General features: G+C 36.5%; 15 protein-coding genes. 9 read left to right on the top strand and 6 right to left on the bottom strand.

Features of this window, described 5'->3' with window-relative positions:
• Positions 1 to 48 precede the first annotated feature (48 nt).
• From EHQ47_RS10440 to EHQ47_RS10450, 3 genes are read left to right on the top strand one after another with little or no spacing between them, the layout of a single operon-like run.
• Complete coding sequence (locus EHQ47_RS10440; RefSeq protein ID WP_135777145.1) at positions 49 to 3660, top strand: adenylate/guanylate cyclase domain-containing protein; 3612 nt, start codon at positions 49 to 51, stop codon at positions 3658 to 3660.
• On the top strand, positions 3650 to 4309 hold the full coding sequence (locus EHQ47_RS10445; protein WP_135777146.1) for a response regulator transcription factor: 660 nt from the start codon (positions 3650 to 3652) through the stop codon (positions 4307 to 4309). Before EHQ47_RS10440 ends, EHQ47_RS10445 begins: the two co-directional genes overlap by 11 nt.
• Before the next feature lie 29 nt (positions 4310 to 4338).
• Positions 4339 to 6195: a 7TM-DISM domain-containing protein gene (locus tag EHQ47_RS10450; RefSeq protein ID WP_244290304.1), complete on the top strand. Its 1857-nt coding sequence runs from the start codon at positions 4339 to 4341 to the stop codon at positions 6193 to 6195.
• A gap of 28 nt (positions 6196 to 6223) precedes the next feature.
• On the opposite strand, the gene EHQ47_RS10455 is transcribed toward EHQ47_RS10450, so the two are convergent.
• Positions 6224 to 6841, bottom strand: coding sequence for an ArsR/SmtB family transcription factor (locus EHQ47_RS10455; protein ID WP_244290305.1), 618 nt, complete (start codon positions 6839 to 6841; stop codon positions 6224 to 6226).
• 136 nt (positions 6842 to 6977) lie between these two features.
• Here EHQ47_RS10455 and EHQ47_RS10460 point away from each other — a divergent pair, with 136 nt between their 5' ends.
• Together EHQ47_RS10460 and EHQ47_RS10465 are read left to right on the top strand one after the other, a co-directional pair.
• Positions 6978 to 7478: a DUF2938 domain-containing protein gene (locus tag EHQ47_RS10460; protein WP_135777148.1), complete on the top strand. Its 501-nt coding sequence runs from the start codon at positions 6978 to 6980 to the stop codon at positions 7476 to 7478.
• Between the two features lie 21 nt (positions 7479 to 7499).
• Positions 7500 to 8648, top strand: a complete 1149-nt coding sequence (locus EHQ47_RS10465; RefSeq protein ID WP_135777149.1) for an MFS transporter — start codon at positions 7500 to 7502, stop codon at positions 8646 to 8648.
• A 53-nt stretch (positions 8649 to 8701) separates the two neighbouring features.
• On the opposite strand, the gene EHQ47_RS19835 is transcribed toward EHQ47_RS10465, so the two are convergent.
• Together EHQ47_RS19835 and EHQ47_RS10470 are read right to left on the bottom strand one after the other, a co-directional pair.
• A complete protein-coding gene (locus EHQ47_RS19835; protein ID WP_341867461.1) occupies positions 8702 to 8857 on the bottom strand; it encodes a helix-turn-helix domain-containing protein in 156 nt (51 codons plus the stop codon).
• Positions 8833 to 9660 (bottom strand): AraC family transcriptional regulator, encoded by an 828-nt coding sequence (locus tag EHQ47_RS10470; protein WP_244290306.1) that lies wholly within the window; start codon positions 9658 to 9660, stop codon positions 8833 to 8835. Before EHQ47_RS10470 ends, EHQ47_RS19835 begins: the two co-directional genes overlap by 25 nt.
• Positions 9661 to 9795: 135 nt before the next feature.
• On the opposite strand from EHQ47_RS10470, the gene EHQ47_RS10475 reads away from it, so the two are divergent.
• The gene (locus EHQ47_RS10475; RefSeq protein ID WP_135777150.1) at positions 9796 to 10266 is read left to right on the top strand and encodes a hypothetical protein; all 471 of its coding nucleotides are present in this window, start codon (positions 9796 to 9798) and stop codon (positions 10264 to 10266) included.
• A 10-nt stretch (positions 10267 to 10276) separates the two neighbouring features.
• The gene (locus EHQ47_RS10480) at positions 10277 to 10999 is read left to right on the top strand and encodes a DUF4386 domain-containing protein (protein WP_135777151.1); all 723 of its coding nucleotides are present in this window, start codon (positions 10277 to 10279) and stop codon (positions 10997 to 10999) included.
• Between the two features lie 60 nt (positions 11000 to 11059).
• Here the strand turns inward: EHQ47_RS10480 and EHQ47_RS10485 are convergent, their stop codons facing one another.
• Positions 11060 to 14773: a LamG-like jellyroll fold domain-containing protein gene (locus EHQ47_RS10485; RefSeq protein ID WP_135777152.1), complete on the bottom strand. Its 3714-nt coding sequence runs from the start codon at positions 14771 to 14773 to the stop codon at positions 11060 to 11062.
• Positions 14774 to 15131: 358 nt separating this feature from the next.
• On the opposite strand from EHQ47_RS10485, the gene EHQ47_RS10490 reads away from it, so the two are divergent.
• Both EHQ47_RS10490 and EHQ47_RS10495 read left to right on the top strand, forming a co-directional pair.
• The gene (locus EHQ47_RS10490) at positions 15132 to 15464 is read left to right on the top strand and encodes a LamG-like jellyroll fold domain-containing protein (RefSeq protein ID WP_135777153.1); all 333 of its coding nucleotides are present in this window, start codon (positions 15132 to 15134) and stop codon (positions 15462 to 15464) included.
• Between the two features lie 424 nt (positions 15465 to 15888).
• Entirely contained in the window at positions 15889 to 16746 is an 858-nt protein-coding gene (locus EHQ47_RS10495; RefSeq protein WP_425269572.1) for a LamG domain-containing protein, read from the top strand.
• Positions 16747 to 16752: 6 nt separating this feature from the next.
• Here EHQ47_RS10495 and EHQ47_RS10500 read toward each other — a convergent pair whose 3' ends face one another.
• Both EHQ47_RS10500 and EHQ47_RS10505 read right to left on the bottom strand, forming a co-directional pair.
• Positions 16753 to 18336, bottom strand: coding sequence for a 7TM diverse intracellular signaling domain-containing protein (locus EHQ47_RS10500; protein WP_135777154.1), 1584 nt, complete (start codon positions 18334 to 18336; stop codon positions 16753 to 16755).
• A gap of 183 nt (positions 18337 to 18519) precedes the next feature.
• The gene (locus tag EHQ47_RS10505) at positions 18520 to 20544 is read right to left on the bottom strand and encodes a sensor histidine kinase (RefSeq protein ID WP_135749709.1); all 2025 of its coding nucleotides are present in this window, start codon (positions 20542 to 20544) and stop codon (positions 18520 to 18522) included.
• Positions 20545 to 20584: the final 40 nt, after the last annotated feature.

Genomic DNA, 20584 nt, shown 5'->3' on the forward strand with positions numbered 1-20584 from the left:
ATCGTTATCAAATTTCGAAGAGCAATCGTAATTTAAACTGAGGATTTCATGATTCCAATTCCTGATCTTTCGACAATCCCCTCTACAATCGAATATTTTTGGTACAAACTTCCTTGGGCGATACCAAACTTTTTTACGACCTTTGTCGGATTGACACTCACTTCACTAGGGATACTTGCCCTCAAAAGATCTGAAAATCGCAAACTTCTATTCAGTTTCGTTTGTTTTTCATTTTCATTTGCTTCACTTGGATTTGTTTTATCATTACGTACGTTAATCCAAGACCAACCTACATTGTTATTTTGGAATCGTATTTGCTACTTTGGAGTAGTTTTATTATCCCCAGCTGCTGCTTTTCTAACGTACTATTTGACCAACCAAAAATATCGATATTTAATGATCTCCGGTTTTTTGGCTATGTTGACTCTTGCATTTGGATATTACGGACTTTTCACTCATTATGATTTTACAGGTGGTTGGTTTATATATTCTTTTGGCAAATATCCGATTGCGGAACTTCCTCTTAAGATTTGGGGGGTTGTTTTATTCATTAATTATATATTTGTATACACTCCTACCTCCATTCATTATTGGATGAAGCATCAAGTAGACTTTGAATCAAAGAAGATTATGTTCTTAGGTCTTCATATATGTAGCTTTTTTTTGATTACCAATTTGTTGAGTTTGGTAGGATACCCAGTATTTCCGCTGAGTAGTTTCGCATTTCTTCCGTTATCAATTCTCGGATATGGAATTTTTCGATCAGATTTTTTAAATCTAAATGATTTGTTATTCAAACAAAGGGGATTGTTTTACTTTCTATCGGGATTTATCACAACGATTTTAATCATAATCGCATATTTAGTTTCTTTTTACCTTCATCCGAGTGAACAGATAACAGCATACACTCGACCTTATTTTTTGATTCCACTTCTCTCTAGTGTTGTGGTATTTGCTTTGGCCATTTATATCGCTGGAAGTAATCCTGATATTAAATTGAATATGTTGGCTTCCATATCATTTTTTTTAGCAGGTGCTTTTACTATCGTAATGGTTACATTTAAATTTGATTTGCCATTAATTGTTCATAGAAGGTTAGAACAAATTTTTTATACATTGTTTGTATTCACTCCAGGCATCCATTTGCGTTTCTGTTATGCATTATTCGGTCAAAAGTCTCCGAAACTAATACGGTTTTTTGATTTTGGATCTTTGCTTTTGGCTTTTATCGTTTGGACTCCTTATTTTTTTAGTGGATTTTATGAATACTCCTTCGGTCGGATGTCTGCAGGTGGCCTTGGTCTGAATGCCTTTGGATTACTTGGTATGATAGGGATGGTATTTTTTTTTAAAGATTGGATCCAGATATGGAAAGAGACCCATAATCAAATGGCCAATCTTATTGTGCTTTCTTTGTTTTTCGGAGACTTCCTTATTTTCTTCAATTTACCCGCAACAATGGGAATTCCGTTGTATTCAATTGGTGAATTACAATTTATCCCTGCACTTTTGATTTCAATTTTTATTATCAAACTAGGAGCCATTCCAACTTCAGGACAAGCGACTTTAATTGGAAATCGCGTTTCACTAATGATACTATTCTTTGTGCCGATATCAATGTCCTTTTATGTTTTAAACTTAATAGATGTTTATCCATTAAGTATTGCAATTTATCACGCAATATTTGTAGCATCACCGGTTGCACTTGCTTTTTACCTTGTATCATTTGTATTTTTACGTTCTACCGCAGTAAAGTTAGATCAAACAATACTTGCACTGGCCAAAGAAAAAGTGAAAGCTGATAATGCTCTTATCCAATCTGAAGAAGCCAAAAAAGAAATTGAAGCCATCAATCATTTAACTAATTTAATCAATACTGAATCTGAATTGCCAAAAATCATTAGTGCCATTGCAGAATACGTGAATCAAAAATATGGGATTTTGGCTTCTTGGTTATTTTTATTAGATGAAAACCAAGAAGAAATCAAAAGTGTGCATGCTGAAACATTTGTTGATGCCTCTGATGAACAAAGAGCATTTGTAAATAATTTAAGGATTCCTTTGAATGAATCAGGGGGAGTTGCTTATTTGGTATGGAAGCGGAAAAAAAGTATGATACTTCCGCAAGTCAAACGATTTGGATTCGAAATTGATAAACAAATCAGTGAAGGCGTTAAAGCTACTTCTTTTTTACATGTTCCTTTGGTTTTAAAAGGTGAAACCATTGGAATTATCATGTTCTCTAATTTTATAGAGCGATTGGATTTAACAAAATCTCAAGCAAGATCCATTGAACATCTCTGTGCACAAGTTGCAGGTGTCATTCAGAGAGTTCACCTCCTAAGGCAAACGGAAAAGCAAAAGAAAGATATCCTAGCATTGAATGGATTTATCAAAGATATCAACGAAAAAATGGATATCCATTTGATCATGAAAAAGATACACAACTATGTAAAAACGAATTTTGGAATTATGTACTATTCGTTGTTAGTTGCAGATGGTGAAAAAAAATACTTACGTTTTATAGAAATGGAGATCCCTGAGTATGTTACGGAATTCCAGAAAAAAAGAATTTATGAAATGAGAGTGCCTTTGAAGGGCGCAGCAGGAGGCCACCAGATGACCCTGCGTAAGAAAAAGCCTATTTATATGTCGAAAGATCTGGAAAAGATAGAAAGATTGCTTTCAGAAGATGAAAAATGGGTGATTGATGTTTGTAAGATCACATCGTTTCTTTTTATCCCAATGATTTTGAATGGAGAAGTTGTAGGGTTACTTGATTTATCAAATTCAGACAAATCGATGGACTTAACTGATGAGGATATTTCAAAACTCTCTATCTTAGGAGAACAATTAGCGGGCATTATATATGGTTCTGCTTTATTTCAAGAATTGGAGATTTCTAGAAATATTGCCGAAGAAGAGAGACGGAAAAACGAAAAACTTTTGCTCAATATTTTGCCTGTTGATATTGCCCAGGAGTTGAAGGAAAAAGGTGCCACAGAACCAATCTTATACGAAAATGTGAGTGTTATGTTTACTGACTTTAAAGGATTTACGCAAATCGCAGAAGTTTTATCGCCACAAGAACTGATTCGAGATTTGGATGCTTGTTTTGTTCAGTTCGATAAAATTACAGAAAGATACAAACTAGAGAAACTGAAGACGATTGGGGATAGTTATATGTGTGCTGGAGGAATTCCAAAGCGTAACCAAACACATGCAATCGATTCTGTTCTTGCCGCCTTGGAAATCCAGGCATTTATGAATCTCATGAAACAAATCAAAGAGGATCAAGGATTGCCATTTTGGGAACTCAGATTAGGAATTCATTCAGGTCCCTTAGTTGCAGGTGTCATTGGAGAAAAAAAATTCGCCTATGATGTTTGGGGAGATACTGTGAACACTGCGTCTAGGATGGAATCTTCCGGGACTCCAGGAAAAATCAATGTGAGTGGCGAAACATATGATATGATTAAAGATGTTTTTGAATGTGAATACAGAGGAAAAATTAATGCCAAAAACAAAGGAGAGGTGGAAATGTTCTACGTTCTAGGATTAAAAACGGAATTTTCCTTATCTGAAGACAAACGGACTCCTAATGAAAATTTTTGGAAGTACTACGAAACATTGGCAGGAACGAGAGAACATGTCGCATAAAAACGAAAGTATAAACGATTCTAATGCGATCAAAATTGGAATTTTAGAAAATGACAATTTCTTTCTGGAAGAGCTAAAAAACCGAATTTCTGAATTGGACAATGTATCGGAGATTCTCTCATGGAAAACAGGAGAGATGCTTTTACGCGATCCTCAACATAAAAACATCGATATTCTATTTTTGGATATCATGTTGCCTGGCATTAACGGAATTGAGGTGGTTAAAATTTTATCAGAAAAAAACGAAAACATAAAAGTAATTATGTTAACCAACATGAATTCCGATGAGATGATTTTTAATTCGATTAAAAATGGAGCACTTGGTTACCTCTTAAAATCTGAGTTAGGACAAATAAAAAATATTGCTGATGTTTTATTAGGTGGTGGTGCTTATATTACACCAACCATTGCGCTAAGAGTATTTTCTAGCTTTAGGCGTCCTATCGATAAACCAAAAATATATTTAACAGATCGGGAAAAACAAATTCTTGAATTATTAATCAAAGGAAAAACAATTCCTTTGGTCTCAAAGTTTTTGGACTTAAGTGAACATACTGTGCAGGGTTATGTAAAATCAATTTATCGAAAATTACAGGTCCATAATCGATCTGAATTAGCACTTAAAGTGCAAGAGTTTTCTATTTTATAATGAAATGTATTGGAAAGATTTTTATATTTTTGATTATTACAACAATTCCGGTAAATTGTTACCAAAGATTAGCGGAAAAATACCAAAATTACGCTTACATAGATTTATCTGAAACCAATTGGGAAACTGCTCTTCCGATTAATTTATCATCTGGTTGGGAGTTTTATTGGAACCAGCTTTTGGATCCAAAGGATTTCCTGAATAATTCTACTTTTGGCGATGTGCCAGTAGTAGAATTCCGGCCTTGGACGAATCTAAGTTTTCCCGATCGGAAGTTTCCAGCAAAAGGTTATGCTACCTATCATAAAAAAATAAAGGTTCAAAAGAGTTTTAAGGTAAAACAGTTCTCAATTTATTTTATGCATTTGTTTTCTTCTTCTAAGGTTTACATCAATGGTGAACTGATTCAGGAAAAAGGAAAAGTTTCGGCGCAACTTTCTGAAATTATACCTGATAGAACAAATTCAACTATTGAGTTTCTAACAGATCAATTGGATTTAGATATTGTGATACAAATTGCCAATCAAGACTTTTATCAGGGTGGTCCAAGAGGTGAGTTTTTGATTGCTTCTCCTTCACGAATGCATTTGTATAAAAGTAAAAATCTTATCGTTGAAATTTTTGTCTTTGGGCTTATATTTGGATCGGTCTTATATCATTTGTCATTTTATTTTATTAATCGTGAGCAGCGGGCATTTTTATATTTTTCAATCGTTTGTATTACCTTCCTAATAAGAATCCCTTTTTTAAATAGTAAATCACACAGTTATTTTATTCCTATACAAAGTTTTGAAATTCAATCTATATGGCTGCATTATGTAAATATTTTTTCCTTTGTTTTTTCTATTTTATTTTTGAGCGAGTTGTTTAAATCGAAACAATACAAATACGTAAAAAATTTCTTTTATGTCGGTGCAATTTTGGCTTTGTATTTTCCTTTTGTTCCCAAAACGTTTCAATACTATTTGAATTTTCTTTATCTAGTTGTTTATTTGGTAATGTTTTTGGCGTTCTCTTGTTTTCTCCTTTATAAACATAAAAAAGAGGCTCAAGGATTATATTCGATGGCAATTGCCCTATTCTCACTTGCATTGTTTTGTACTTTATCGATTTCACTTAACTTTTATGGCGTTCATGGAGGGTTATATTTAATTATTGGCTATTTGTTTTATGTAATTTTCCAAACGGTGTCTTTAAGTAAATTTTTTGCCTATGCGATTGAATCTAGAGCAAATATAGAAATGGCCCTATACGAAGAATCGTTACATGCATTGTCAAAACAAAGGGCCGAAATGCAGTTGATGGTTCACGACCAATTGGGCGCAAATCTGACGGATTTAAAAGTCTATTTGGAAAGAAAACTGGCCAATGTGAGTGATTCAGTGAAGTATACTTTTGATTTGGATCATATCTATGATCGAGTTGTTTCAATCATTCAGTCACTTCGGAACCAATTACTTTATATCGAAGATCAGAATTTAATTTTTGAAAACTTTGTCACTGGTTTGCATTTAACTTTGTTAAGAAGGTATTCCGATGTGGGAAGAGAATTTGAGTTTTTACCTTCAAATGATTTTTTAAATTATTTCAGCGAAATAAAAATTATTGGTAAAAACCAAAGTTATTTTTTGAATATATTTTATATGTTGTATGAAGTTTGTACGAATGATATCAAATACGGTAGAGGAGAATCTGTTTGGGAGTTAGATTATGAGAACGGTTCCTTTTGTATTGATCAAAGAAATTTATTGAACTTACCACTTGAAAAGCAAAAGAGTAATCTAGAGTTAAAAAGCATCAAACAACGATTATCGCAATTAAATGGGAAATTGGAGGTTCGGATTTTGGATGAAAGTTATAAGTTAAAAATTCAATTTCCTACTTGAGTAATTTTTAAATAAACCGTTCCATTTATTATTTATTTTCTGTTGATTCCCAGCCGCTATACCCTCCATCAAAACGAAAGACATTAATTTCACGCGATTGCAAAAGATTCATTGCATTCACAGATAACAAACAAAGTGGTCCTCGGCAATATACGATCACCTCTTTGGTTTTAGGAAATTTGTGTGTGAAAAGGTCGTTATATGGGACATTGATTGCATCTGGGATATGTCCTTTTTTATATTCTTCTTTCGAACGGACATCAATGAGGAGGGCTCCCCCTTTTTTAATTTTTTTTTGGAGTTCCGAGAGGCTCATATTGTTTTTTATATTTGGTGTATTTCCCCTGGTTGTGCTTTGTCCTTCGGCAATACTAAACAGAGCAAACTTTTCTAAAGCAAAGAATAAATCTTTCAATGGTCCTTGTTCCCAACGGTAAAGAATTCTTTTCCCATCTCGTCTTGTGGTGACCATAGTCGCTTTTTTCAAAGCCTGGAGGTGTTGTGAGGTATTCGCAACAGGAATACCGGATTCTTCGGACAAAATCTCTACTGATTTTTCACCATTGGACAGCAGTTGGAGTAAAATTAGACGTGATTCGTTCCCGAGCATACTCGCAATTTCGCTCATACGCGGTATGGTTTCCATACTTCTCATAGACAATCTCACTAAAAAAGGTAATTCAATTTTTCGGCAAGAAATTTTGTAGAGGAATCTAAAAAACTATAGACATTCTATCATTCAATAAAACAATTGAATGATAGAATGAATGTTGGAGGATATTATGGATTTTCTTTTATTGGATTTAGGAAAGATCGTTCTTATTGGAATAGGGGCTACGGCAACTATGGACATTTGGAGGTTTCTTTTGCAAAAAACTGCCGGGGTGAGTTCGCTTGATCTTGGGCTTTTGGGACGTTGGGTTGGTAATTTGTTTCGAGGAAAAATTTTTCACACATCGATTGCTAAGGCTGAGGTGATCCCAAATGAAACCAAACTTGGCTGGGCCTCGCATTATGCCATAGGGATTTTCTTTTCCTTTCTTTTGCCTATCCTTTGGGGAGAAGGTTGGTTAAAGAATCCGACGATTTTTCCGGCAATTTTTGTGGGTGTTGGAACCGTTGTGGCACCTTGGTTTTTTATGCAACCAGCTATGGGGATTGGAATTGCTGCGTCCAAAACACCCAAACCTTATCAAGTGCGACTCAGAAATATTGCCATTCATACGGTTTATGGTTTTGGACTCTATGGATCAGCACTACTAATGAATGTTTGGTTCCATTAAAATTAGGATTCGGATTTTTTTATGAAATATATTATTGTTACTGCTATCATTGTTCTCTTGGGATTTTTTTCCGTGGGAATTCCCATTGCAACTCTTCCTGGTTTTATCAAAGGAACCTTAGGTTTGAGTGATGTTTGGCTTGGAATTATACTGGGAACCCAGTCACTTGTAACCTTACTGAGTCGGCATCATTCCGGTTCTATATCTGATTTAAAAGGACCAAAAGTTGCTGTTCTTCGAGGAATATTTTTTGCTGTGATTTCTGGAATTGTCAGCTTGGGTGTTGTATACTTTCAAGGAACATTAGGACTTGTAATTCTCCTTGTTGGAAGAATCATTTTAGGATACTCAGAGAGTTTACTCATCACGGGAGCCCTTTCTTGGGGAGTTGGTTTGGTGGGACCATCTAACGCTGGTCGTGTGATGGCATGGAGTGGTATGGCCATGTATGCGGCGATGGCAATCTCTGCTCCTCTAGGATATTTGATGGTCCATCAATTTGGATTTCAAGGAGGAGTGGTTCTATCAATTCTATTTCCTATCTTTGCAGGAATCATTTCTTTTTTTGTTCCTATGGTTCCTCAAGTAAGTCAGGTGAGGATTCCATTTTATCAAGTGGTTCCCAAAGTATGGAAACATGGACTGGGTCTTTTTTTCGCAGCCGTATGTTTTGCGGGGATTGCCGGTTTTAGTACATTACTTTTTAAAGAAAAAGGATGGGAAAATGCTCATTGGGTGATGGTCATTTTTGGTACTGCCTATGTTTTGGCTCGTATCTTCTTTGCACAAACGGTGGACAAATATGGTGGTAAAAAAATTGCTATGATCTTCTCTGCTGTTGCGATTTTTGGACAAGGTTTGTTATGGCAGGCGAATCATTCTTCCTTGGCTTTTTTAGGTGCTGCACTCACTGGATTTGGTTACTCACTTGTGTTTCCTGCCTTTGGTGTGGAAGCAGTTAAAAATATGGAGCCAAAATTTCGCGGAGTTGCTCTTGGAGCTTATGTAGCTTTTTTTGATCTCGCATTGGGTGTGACGGGACCTTTAGCAGGTTTTGTGGCAAATCAATTTGGTTATGCAGCGGTGTATGCATTTGGAATGGTCACTTGTATCGTTTCTTTTCTCATTGCTTTGAACTTAAAAGAAATAAAAAAAACAAACGAAACTTAATAATATTGAATCGCCTTAGTCAAAAGAGAAATTCTTTGATTTGCTTTTTTTGACTAAGGTTTGTATTTTTTTCGGAACTCGGAAGGTGTTAGATTTGTTAAATCTTTAAATGCTCGGATAAAAGCATTTTTGGAATTGAATCCAACATCAAAACCAACCCGAAGGATGGGTGTATCGGATTCTATTAAAACTTTTTTTGCAAACTCAATTCTTTTTCATTTAGTAAATTTTCTAAATGTTTTCCTAATTCATTTAATTTTTGATCCGATAGATAAGACTTTTGGTATTTGTTTTGGTTGGAACGTAAAATTTGGTGGTTATCTTTTCCTTTTTGGTCAAGATAAATTCTGTGCCAAGCAAATCCTAGAATCCAAAACGAAAAACCAATGTTAGATATAGTTTCGGAAATTTGGCCTGGGAATAAAACACAAAACAACATACAAAGCAATAACCAAAAGACCAAAATCAAAATATAACGAGAAAAAAGTTTTTCTTCTCTGAGAAAATCATCGGAAAATTCTCCAAAGACCAATCGAAATCGGTAGTATGTGCGCAAAAAAACAATCAGAGAAAAAAATAAAGTCATCATTTGGAACAAGTTTGACTCACTCAATATTTGATTTTGAGGATTGTTTCGGAGAGATAAAATTTTGTTTTCTCCACTCAAAAGAAAAAATGGAATATGAATTAATAAAAATGAAACTGGCACGAATAGAAACATTCCGAACCAAATTCGATTTTCTTTGGGGATTCCAAAATATCTTGTCACAGCAAAAGAGAAAAACGGAGATATACAAAATCCAAATAGATATCCTAGTTTGATCAGATGTGGAAATTCAAATAAGTTGCCTGAAAAATAAATCAGGTTACAAATCATGATGAGGGAAAGGAAAAAGAAAAAATAACTTAAGTCACGACTGAACTTCCTTCCTGTATTTGCTTCACGATAGAAATAAAGACCAAGAAAGACAGACTGTATAAAACCCGCGCTGAGTAAGATAGTTCCAATCATTTGGGAGATTATTCCTAAACTGTCAGATGATCCAAAGATTGGAATTAGTTTTTTTATAAAAGATAGGTCCCGTCCGATGGGGTGGGACGACAAGACATTTGATTTGAGTTACACTGATTTCAGAAAAGGAAAAAAATGAAATTAGATCTTTGGTTTTTAATATTCATTATCGTTTTGATACAACATCCAATTTTCGGAAATACTAAGTTATCAAAAGAAGAATACAGTGTTAATTTTTTTCGTGCCCCTTCCATTGGAGGAGAATATAGAAAAGACCAGTTCTCTATTCACGGAGGTTATTATCTTACCAGTTTTGATCCGGGAATCACAACTGAGTTTTATAAAGTTGGAATTGGGTATTGGTTTTTCCTAGCCAAGTTAAATGCATCTGTAGAACAACCTTCATCGTTTTATATATATTTATCCTATGGAAAAGGTGTGAATCTAGAGTATAAAAACAAAGATACGATTATGTATGAATTGGGTTATCGATTAATGTTGTGGAAGGGTTTGAGTTTTCGGTTTGGTATCATTTTACTTACTGCAAATGGTGCACCTTCAGAACTCAATCCAACACCGGGAATCAGTTATTCTATATTTTTTTAAAGAGGAAAGTATGCAAAATCAATCAATCAAAATGAATCGTTATATGGGAATGATATTCATTATGATTCCCTTTCTCATTCAAATACCCTATACAATGTTAATCGTGAATTTTCAATATCCTGATATATTACGGCTACCATCGGGAACAATATTAACAGAATTTCAGAAAGGTGGTTCTTTCCTTGTATGGACTTGGTGGTTTTTTGGGATTTCTGGTCTTCCGCTTCTTTTTGGTTACCTTCATTTGTATCAAATTACAAAAAGAAATAACCCGCTTTTGTCTTTAGCCGCTGTTATGTTTGGTATTGTTTCTTTGTTTTTCCAACTGATCGGACTACTTAGATGGGTTTTTGTTGTGCCTATACTTGCCAATTTGTATTCTGATCCACTTAGTTCTGATATAGTGAAAGATGCGGTTTTAGTCAATTTCCAAACCATTCATCATTTGTTTGGAGTTTTGATTGGTGAACATTTAGGCCAACTCTTTACCATTTTTTGGATGGGGATGGTTTCATTTATGATTTGGAAAGATCAGGTTTTTCCTAAGTGGACTGCTATTTTTGGAATGGTTTCTTCTTTGGTTTATATTTTTGCGCAATGGGAATTGTTTGCCATAGTGATCCCAGAAGTAAAAGAAATTCCTCTGGCTGGTCTTTTAGGGAGTTTGTGTTGGTTACTTTGGATGGTTTCTCTGGGAATACAAATCATAAAAAAAAGTTTAGCAAAAAATTGATTCTGAATATAAGAATATGAATGTATATCTATGTATTTTTGATATTGAAAAATCCTATCCTTAATGACAGGAATGGCTTACTGGTAGGCTATATTTATTGGAAAGATAACACTCTACAATTTCCCTATCACTTGTGGAAAGTGCTTGGTCGTAATAGATCAAATCTCCCATAAAACCATCTAAATAATCACCATCAAAAGGAGGAAGTCCTCCATAATAAAACCTGCCAATATCGAGGTTTCCACCTCCGCAATTGTAGGCAGGTGCTCCGAAACTTGAGGAAGCTTCAACGGCTCCTCCTTTATAAATATTTCCTGAAGTGCCATTATAATCAAGAGACATTAATGTGATTTCGTTGACACTACTGTAATTTGCGTTAGAGATTAAGCGACTTGTGTTTCCTATTTGGTCAAATAAGCTGAGTCGGTTCCCAGGGCCATCCGGTAAATATAATATCTTACCTGTGCCAAAGGCACCATTTTGAAAAAGTCCGTCGCTCCCACCTCCATCTAAATCGTTGAATACCGCAAAAATAGTATTGGCGACGGTGTTTAATTCAGGAACACAAGCTCTCGATAAAACTGTTCCTGCCGTATTTGAATAACGTAAACCCTTTGATCCATTGATGCCAGTAGCACTAAAAATTGGCTGTTGGGACCCAGTTCCTTGGCTCACATGAAAGCCATTCCCGCTGCGGTCGTCTACAATCCCAATACAATTGGATCCGCCACTGCAAGCTCCTGGTCCAAAGGATGCAGCTTCCGGCATGAGAAAAAATTTCAAACTACTACTAGCAGGTATTTGGTTCCAAGTGCTGACTTGTGTGGGATAAGCACCGGAGAGAGTACGGATTTCGGATAAAGAAAGAACTCGGTTATAAATCCGAATTTCATCAAGGACACCTGAAAATTGGCCAGCGCCATCGAGACGTCTTCCTACTTCTAGGCTTGGACCGGCTACTGTAGACCAAGTCGGCATTGAGGCTGAAACACGTAAAACACCATTCTCATAAACTTCAACATTTGGGGAATTATAGGTCCCGCAGAGATGCATCCATTGGTTTCGAAAACCTTCGTGAAAGATCGTAACATCATCAGACACACCAAACATACCTGTGACAGTATCCGAAACCACAAGCCCGTTTCCTTGTGAATTTATAAAAGATCCATATCCCACAATGTATTCCCCAAAAGTACTTGTTTTATTAAACCATCCACAAATGGTTCTTGGGTCAGTCGCCATTGGCAATCCAGTGGGACTTAATTTTTGCATAAAGGAGGCACCGTTAAAGAGGTAAGCACTATTTGGGTTGCCACTGCGATCGGAGGTGGGGGCAGCTCCAGTTACTGATAAATCATTTTTTTCTGTGCCATAGTCTTTTGTATTTCCGTTGAACGGATAGTAGGTGACAAGGCCTGCCGGAATTTGCACAGCCATCCTTCGTATGGACTCATCATCTATTGCCCCTTTAAAAAACCGAACATCAGAAACTTTCCCTTTGTAATAAAAACCATTCCCAGCATCTCCTACCTTGAATGTGCCAGTGGGAAGATTCGGATTTGTCGTAAATACCAAAGGATCTTGTAATCCATTGATGTAGATTTTCCAGTTTGGATAGGAACGTTGGAGTACCACATGTGACCATTGGTTGAGCGGTAATCTCGCTGTCGTGTTTCCACTTGGCCCAACGGCACCTAGGGACACAGACAAAGTTCTGGAGGAACCTGAGCTTGCAAAATTGAGACCAAATCCATCGGTACCACCTTGCCCATTGTAAAAGATAAATTGAGAACCGACTCCCCCAGCAGGAAATACCCAGGCAGAGATAGTAAGATTATCCGAAATCTGAGGAGTAATGATATCTGTGGTGGATTGAATGAATTCACCACCTCCATGAAGTTCGTATGCTCCATTCGCTAGAGCATTTTCATCGGTTGTTTGAGTGGGGGATCCTGCAATTGTACCATGGTTCGTTCCAATGGAGTCGTTTGTGTTTCCATCGAAAGTATAACGCAAAATTTCAGATGGTTCTATTCTTCTGAGAGAATGATTCCCTGTATCTGCAATGTAAATATTCTGACCATCTGACAATAGATAACCGGGGAAATTCAAAAGACCATTCCCACCTGTGTTGTCGGAATACCCGGAACTACTTCCAACAAGAGTTGTGACATTATTGGTTGTTAGGTTTAAATGTCTGATTTTATGTCCAGACCATTCTGAGATAAATAAATTGGTCCCATCCGTTGTGAGTCCGTGAGGATCATTGAACTGGGCCAAAGTACCAATTCCATCTGTGGAAGCTTGCACTCCATCTCCCGCAATGGTATCGACTGGGTTGGTTCCTGCGAGGGCTATCCTGCGGACCTTATGTCCGCCACCAACACCAATGTCTGTGACATAGAGGTAACTACCGAGTCCAACCACAGCAATTGGTGATACAAAACGAGCATTCGTTCCTACTGGGTCGTTGGCAAAACTGCAAAGGGTTGGTCCACCTGCAAGTGTACTCACCGCAGTAGTGATGGGATTAATGACTCGAATTGTACAATTCCCACGATCCACAACATAAAGGTTTCCGTTAAAAAGTGAAATCCAGGAAGGATTGTTGAAGGAAGCAAGAATTCCAGATGTGTTATCCGCTGCAGCAGCATTCCCAGATCCAGCAAAAGTGGAAACAACGGAGGTTGCTAAGTTTACCTTACGAATTCTTCTTCCACTTGATTCTAATACGAATAAATTATTCCCATCATTCGTAAGACCTGCGATTCCATTGAATTCTGCGGCAGTACCTACACCATCTCTACAGTTAGTTGTAACTGTACCCGGACAAACTGTACCTCCCCCAGAGTTTCCTCCTGCTAGGATGGTTGTTGTTCCGTTGGATTTGTCAATCTTTCGTATGACTGCGTTGGCAGAATCAGCTAAGTAAACAAAATTACTATCCGCTGTGATCATATTGGGTCCATTAAAACGAGCAAGACTTGCAGTGGCACTGGCAACAGCACCTCCAGTGATGGCTCCGCCTCCACCCGCATTGATTGGAAAAGAACCTGCGATTGTTTTTACAAAGGTCTTTCTTCCAATTAAGTTGGTTCCAAGATCCGAACCGGCAGTGGGATGGATGTTTCCACCTACGACATATCCATTCACACATGTGATAAATATAGTAACATTAGCAGTTGCCATTGTCCCAACAGTCAGTGTGGGATCATCGAACGAACAGATTGTTCCGGCAGGCCATGCTGTCAGGGTGACCGCATAATTGGATCCAGTGGAAAGGAGAGTTGTAAATTTTGTTAGTCCGTTTGTGGCTATGTTTAAAGTTTCGGCTCCGTTGTTTTGAACGGTAATGGTGCCACTGAGTCCTGAAACATTTACACCTACTTCATAAAAGTTAGCACCGATTCCACAAGTGATACTAATGTTTGTTATGTTGCTATTTTGAACTACACCCTGGGCGTTGGCAATGGAACAAGTGAGTCCGGCCCCATTGGTAACAAAGCTGACATTGTAATTTTGGCCCGAACTGAGTTTTGTCGGAAAGGTAAAATTTCCATCTGCGGCTACTGTAACTGATTCTTGGTTGTTTGTTAAGGTTACCGATGTTCCTGGAAGTAGACCTGAAACTGCTCCACCAATACTATGTCCCGTAAATTGTGGTCCTGTGAAAAACCGAAGGAAGGCTAAAAATTCTAGAGGATCTCTGACAAGTGAGGGCAATCCACAGGAAGAGAGGAAAAAAAATACCAGTGGTAGTGTCAATCTCTTCATTAGGGAAACCCGTCGCTTTATGGAACTATGGAATGATTGGTATATTTATCAAGATATTTCGGTTTAAAAAACCTTCGATCCGAAATAAATTACTACTAGTATAAATTTGGTTTGGGTGTCCGTTTTTGGATTATTTTTGTTGTTCGATGCAAAGTAAATAATACGGGTTTGCACAAACTAAAGAAGCATTAGAAAGTGATACAGTAAGATATTGCATTAATCGTCTTTTTTCTTATTTTGTGCAATCTAACTTATTTTTCATCTCTATCCTTTTTTCTGTTTTATTTTGTAAACCAACAGATTTGGAAAATGCAAACGATTCTTATAGTCGTGAATTTAATGAAACGCAAATACTCAGTTGTTTGCTCCAAGGTCCTTATCAACGTCTTCTGGAAATAAAGTTTCATTTTTAGGATTCGGATACGATGCCCTTGCTGATTATACAATCCCATTGAACATTTGGTCGCACATTTGTTCATCATATAGCGGAGGGAATACGGTAAGTATCTATGTGAATGGGAACTTTATCGCAAACCCTGCATTTGTTGGTTCTGGTCCACTCAATACTACTTCCGGAGCATTTGTCATTGGGACTTGGACTGGAAGTGGTGGTTTGGCTTATTACTGGTGGGGTGATTCCGATGATATGCGAGTCTATGATATTGCATTAAACGCAATACAAATCGGTTAGGTTTATCGATTGGGAGCTGCCTATTTACAGTAGTCATCGAAAAGCAAACTATAGGTTGGTAGTGCGTTTTGTATGTCGTTTGGTTTTGATAATTTCGAAATAACCAAATTTTTTCAATTCTTCCGTTCTGAAATATATATCCGAACGACTGCTAGGCACAATTCCTTTATACTCTTGTGTCAAGATGAAAAAATATATATGCGACCTAATTTGCACCTTTGGCCAATTTTGTAAATCATCCTACACAATCTTCTTTTTCTTAATATTTGTTTTGGATTGTAATCCTTCTGATTTTAATAATGCAGGGGATGTTTATAGTCGCGAGTTTAATGAAACCCAAATACTTATTTGCCTTCTAAAAGGTAAGAATTGTTTACCTTGTACAGGGAGTAATTCTTTATCCTATCCACAAAACACCTACCTTTTGGGACAAAATTTCCCGGTTTCTATCAAATCAGATTTATGCAGTCAGATCACAACATGTAATGTTTCACCTACACTCCCAACAGGACTTACGATAAACAATGAAACTTGTGAAATCAGTGGCTCTCCTGCGATTCTAACCAATTATACTGATTACAAGGTCACCGCGACAACGAGTGCAGGAGATACAAATACAACCGTGCGCATCGCTGTTGAAATTGGATCCTTAGTCCATTTGAAATTTACTAATGGATCTTTGGAGAATTCAGGCATCCAGCCATTAACGCTAACAGCTGGACCTACTCTTTCCCAAACGACTGGATATGAAGGAGACGCAAATGGCGCAATACATCTCAATAATACAGATATAAGTTCTCAAATTGGGGGCGATAGTATGTTGCCAAGCGGGACATTGCCAAGAACCATTTGTATTTGGCTTAAGCCAGACGCACTCCTCGGATCTGGAGTGCAAGAATTGATATTTTCTTATGGAACACTATTTAGTAATGCTTGTGGCTTTGGACTGCAAAACACTGCAGGAGTAACTGGGTTATATTTTACTCGAGCAAACTTTAGTGCGAAACAAACCTTTGCTCCACCTGCAAGTGTCTGGACACATATTTGTATTGTTTTTGACGGCACAAATTCTTCCTTTTATACCAATGGTACCTTTTTGGGTACACCAGCTACGACTGGTTCAGGTTTAGTAGACACGATTTTACAAAAAATTACTTTTGGAAGTTGGGGTGGCGGATATTATTACCATGGTGCCATTGATGGGTATCGCGTATTTGGTTCTGCTCTCAGTGCCACAGCAGTAAATCAAATCTACCAAGGATTACCTGTAGTTGGCCCTTAACCGTTGTTATGGATTCTTGGAAACACTGGACTGCTTGAATTGCAAAGGACTTACCCCCGTGGCTTTTTTAAATTCCACATTGAAGGCAGTTTTGGAACCAAAACCTGTTGCATATGCGATTGAAAGAATAGACATCTCTGGTTTTTCTATCAGGATTTTTTTGGCATCGGTGATGCGAAAGGAATTTAGATAACTACGAAAACTAATCCCCAATTTGGAATTGAGTAATTCAGAAGTTTGTTGGACAGTGAGACCTATTGCTCTAGAAGCAATTTCTAAATCCAACTTTTCATCTAAATAAGGTTTTGATTGTCTCATCCATGAATCTAATTTTGAAAGAGACTCTTCGGTGTTTACAGCGTTTAACTTTGACTTCACATAACGAGTTGTTGGCACATTATTCAAGGTTACAATGCGGTGGAAAATTTCGTTTCGTTCGCCTTCTAATGTCTCATATTTCTGTAAGAGATTGAATAATAAAAAAAATAGATCAATAGGGAATATAAACACAGCAGAATAAAGTAGAGGAATAGAATATGGTAAAATTCCTAAAAGATAAAACATTGTATTGTAACTAATGATAAAATAAGATCCCCAACTGATTAGAAAAAATAGGATACGTTTTTCTCCTTTGAAATAAATTTGTAAGGCAGTTCCCAGAATTAAAGGAATGGAGATAAGATAAATATAAGTTGCGATTCTAGAAAAAATTTTAGTTGTATCGGAAATTAGAATCGCAGGAACACAAAAGAAGGCCAAAATCCCCATGATCAGTAAAATTTTGTCAATTCTTTTGTTGTGTAATTTTGTATTTAAAAACATTCGCACAAATTGGAAGGAAAATGGAATTCCAAGTGTGGAAAATGTTAAAATGGCTTTGTTCTGCCACCAAGGAAATTCTGGCCATAGGACATCATAAGCGTTTCCATATTGACCATTGTACCAGAGGACAGTGCAGACTACATATCCTGCATAAAAGAAAAATTCGCTTAATCCAAAAGCAAAAAAATAAAAAAGAGCAAATACAAACATCACCGCGCAGACACCCAAAATCAGCCAAGTCACTGAGGTTTCTAAAATCATACGTTTGTTAAATGATTTTTCATCTAAAGAAAGAATGGGAAAAGAGATTAAGGATTTTGATTGAATTCGAATATAAAAATATTCATTTTTAATTTGGTTTGGAATTTGGAAGCTTGGGTAAAGAGCTTCTGGCAGTGTCCATAGTGATTTGGGGATTGTGTCTCCAGTTTTATATAATTGAAATTTTTCGGATTTTTCTGGATAAAATAAAATAGCTTCGTCAAGAGCCTTCCATTCCAAAGAAAGAATCTTACCTTTTGCAAATTTCTCATCAGAAGTTTTTCCTCGAAGCCAAATGACATCATTAGTAAAATTAAACGAGAGTTGGTGTTCGTAAATTGGTTCCCAATGTTTAAATTTTTGAATTTGGTTCAATGGAGTTTCTGTAGAAGTATCTCTCAAAAATTCGAATTGATTGGTTACGTTTTGGTTACCTGAACCAACGGGTGCACATGAGGTTCCTACTAAGAGTAGGAGCAAGAAAATGACCCGCCAAATATATTTCATCGAAGCCAATAGTTGTTTCGAATAATATAGTTTGACAAGCCTTTTTGCAAAAATGTGTTCAAATGGAAATCTAGGCGAAGAATCATTCTGCTTAGTTCTTCTACACTTTCGTTTGGAATTAAATTGAAAGTGGGAAAAAATTGAGTGATTAGAGTGATTCGTTTTTATCGAGTCTTTGTGACGTTAGGATTCTTTAGGAAACTCTAAAGTGAAGAGACTTCCTTTTCCTTCCTCTGACTGGACTTGGATGCTTCCTCCATGAAGGCGCATTAATTCAAAACAAAGTTTAAGCCCAATCCCAAATCCTTTTTCTCCCATGGTACCAAGAGAAGTCATGGGTTTTGAAAACAAATCTATTTGTCGTTCGATTGGAATGCCTTTGCCATTGTCTTCAATACAAATCTCTGTGAACATTTGATTATGACTCGTGCTAACTTTGATCCATCCATTCGGATGACTAAATTTAATAGCATTGGATATCAAATTACGAAGAATTTCAAGGAGAAGGGATGTGTCTGCATAAACAAAAGTTGTTTCGGGAACAGCTAATTCTAGCTGTAATGATTTCTTTTTTAATTCAAAAGAAAAGGATTCGGCCAAAGGTTTTATGATCTCAGACAATTGGTTTTCAGATAAATGCAAATGAATTTGACCTTGGTCCAATTTAAATCTGTTTAAATTCAGAAGATGTTCTACAGTCGCCATTGCATTTTCTAAAATAACAAACACTTGTTTTGATATATGAGTTTTTTCTTCTTCGGTTGAGTTTTTATCTGTAACGATAGTTAATGCTGAGTAAACGGTACTTAGAGGTGACCTAAGATCATGCGCCACAAGAGAGATCAATTTATCTTTCCATTGATTGGCTTCTTCTGCAATTTGTTTTGCTTCTTTATATTCCTTGGTTCTTAGAACAACAGTCTTTTCTAAAGATTCATTGAGTGATGCTAATTCTTTTCCCAATGTTTCATTTTTGATAAATGATTTCGTAAAGTAAGAAGCTAAAACCAATGATTGGAGGAGGACAGTGGACAAGTAGGAATATTTAAGAATCAAAAAATAGTTAAAAATGCCATAGAGATATAATGTGTCGTTGATGGCACTTAAAAACAATAAAACTTGGATGAGAAGAAACGGAATGGCCATTTCCTTTTTCTGGAAAACTGCATAAATGATGCAAACGATGGAATAAAATAAACCAAAAATCGTAAGGAATAATCCATAAAATGTAGTCTTTGAACCTAATTCTGAAGGTGTGAGTAAAACAAAAAGATATAAAGTCGTACAAGATATAACAAAGAACTGAGTGATGGATTTTGAAAAATGATCGGGGAATCGTTTGGTTAAAAATAAAAGATAAAATGGCATTGCTAAATAGAATATTAAAGAAAGAGCAAATGCGATTCGGTAAGGGACTTCTGGGAATAAAAAATAGAGAGAATCTCCATTTAAAGAAATGGAATGGAGAGCAATCACCAAACTATACAAACCAAAATACAGAATTAATGATCGGTTCCTTCGAAATAAAAAAACGACAAAATGATAAAATGCCATAAATAACAAAGCTCCAGTCAAAAGAGAATCTCTGATAGCTTCATGAAACATTTGTTTATTGGTATTTTGGTAAAGTCCTAATGTGGGAGGATACCAGAATGCCCCATCATCATGGAAAAAATTAGAAACATGTACAAGAATTTCTGTTTCTGAACTTGGATGGGGAAGGATGAGAATCCCTGAACTGCGAGTGGGGGACATGGTATCTTGGGAGGTTCCCACTTTTCCCAATTCTAATCCTAATTTCCCATTGATGTACACGGACATGGCTGCCCCACCTGTTTGGAAAAACCGTAATGCGTAAATGTTTTCTTTTGATACTTCAGGGAATAAAACTTTTATTTGGTAAGTGGAAAAACCGGTCCCTTTGTATTTTTCTTTCCAACGTTCTCCTATCAGTTGGAAATTTTTTGTGTCTGGAGAGACTTGTTTGAATGGTTCTTTGTTGTTTCGTATATCGGATATTAGGTGATTTGGAAAGATAAGTTCTTCCCAATTAAATTTCCATTCTCCGGAAAGAGGAATTGTCTTTTGGAAATCCCAATGCCTAAGGTCAATTTCACCTTGGACGGCCACCGGATTTTCTGTATTTTGTGAAAGAGCTGTGCAAGTAGAAAAAAGGAAACACAACCCAATCAAAAGTATCTTTTTCATTTTCAAAAAACCGAAGTTCGGATTTTACCCGCCACTGCCA

The organism is Leptospira bourretii (assembly GCF_004770145.1).
Taxonomy (GTDB): Bacteria; Spirochaetota; Leptospiria; order Leptospirales; family Leptospiraceae; genus Leptospira_A; species Leptospira_A bourretii.

Coding starts and splice junctions, on each gene's coding strand:
- EHQ47_RS10445 (WP_135777146.1), top strand. CDS start 3,650: ATGTCGCATAAAAACGAAAGTATAAACGATTCTAATGCGATCAAAATT.
- EHQ47_RS10455 (WP_244290305.1), bottom strand. CDS start 6,841: ATGGAAACCATACCGCGTATGAGCGAAATTGCGAGTATGCTCGGGAAC.
- EHQ47_RS10480 (WP_135777151.1), top strand. CDS start 10,277: ATGCAAAATCAATCAATCAAAATGAATCGTTATATGGGAATGATATTC.
- EHQ47_RS10440 (WP_135777145.1), top strand. CDS start 49: ATGATTCCAATTCCTGATCTTTCGACAATCCCCTCTACAATCGAATAT.
- EHQ47_RS10475 (WP_135777150.1), top strand. CDS start 9,796: ATGAAATTAGATCTTTGGTTTTTAATATTCATTATCGTTTTGATACAA.
- EHQ47_RS10460 (WP_135777148.1), top strand. CDS start 6,978: ATGGATTTTCTTTTATTGGATTTAGGAAAGATCGTTCTTATTGGAATA.
- EHQ47_RS10465 (WP_135777149.1), top strand. CDS start 7,500: ATGAAATATATTATTGTTACTGCTATCATTGTTCTCTTGGGATTTTTT.
- EHQ47_RS10470 (WP_244290306.1), bottom strand. CDS start 9,660: ATGATTGGAACTATCTTACTCAGCGCGGGTTTTATACAGTCTGTCTTT.
- EHQ47_RS10500 (WP_135777154.1), bottom strand. CDS start 18,336: ATGAAATATATTTGGCGGGTCATTTTCTTGCTCCTACTCTTAGTAGGA.
- EHQ47_RS10505 (WP_135749709.1), bottom strand. CDS start 20,544: ATGAAAAAGATACTTTTGATTGGGTTGTGTTTCCTTTTTTCTACTTGC.
- EHQ47_RS10485 (WP_135777152.1), bottom strand. CDS start 14,773: ATGAAGAGATTGACACTACCACTGGTATTTTTTTTCCTCTCTTCCTGT.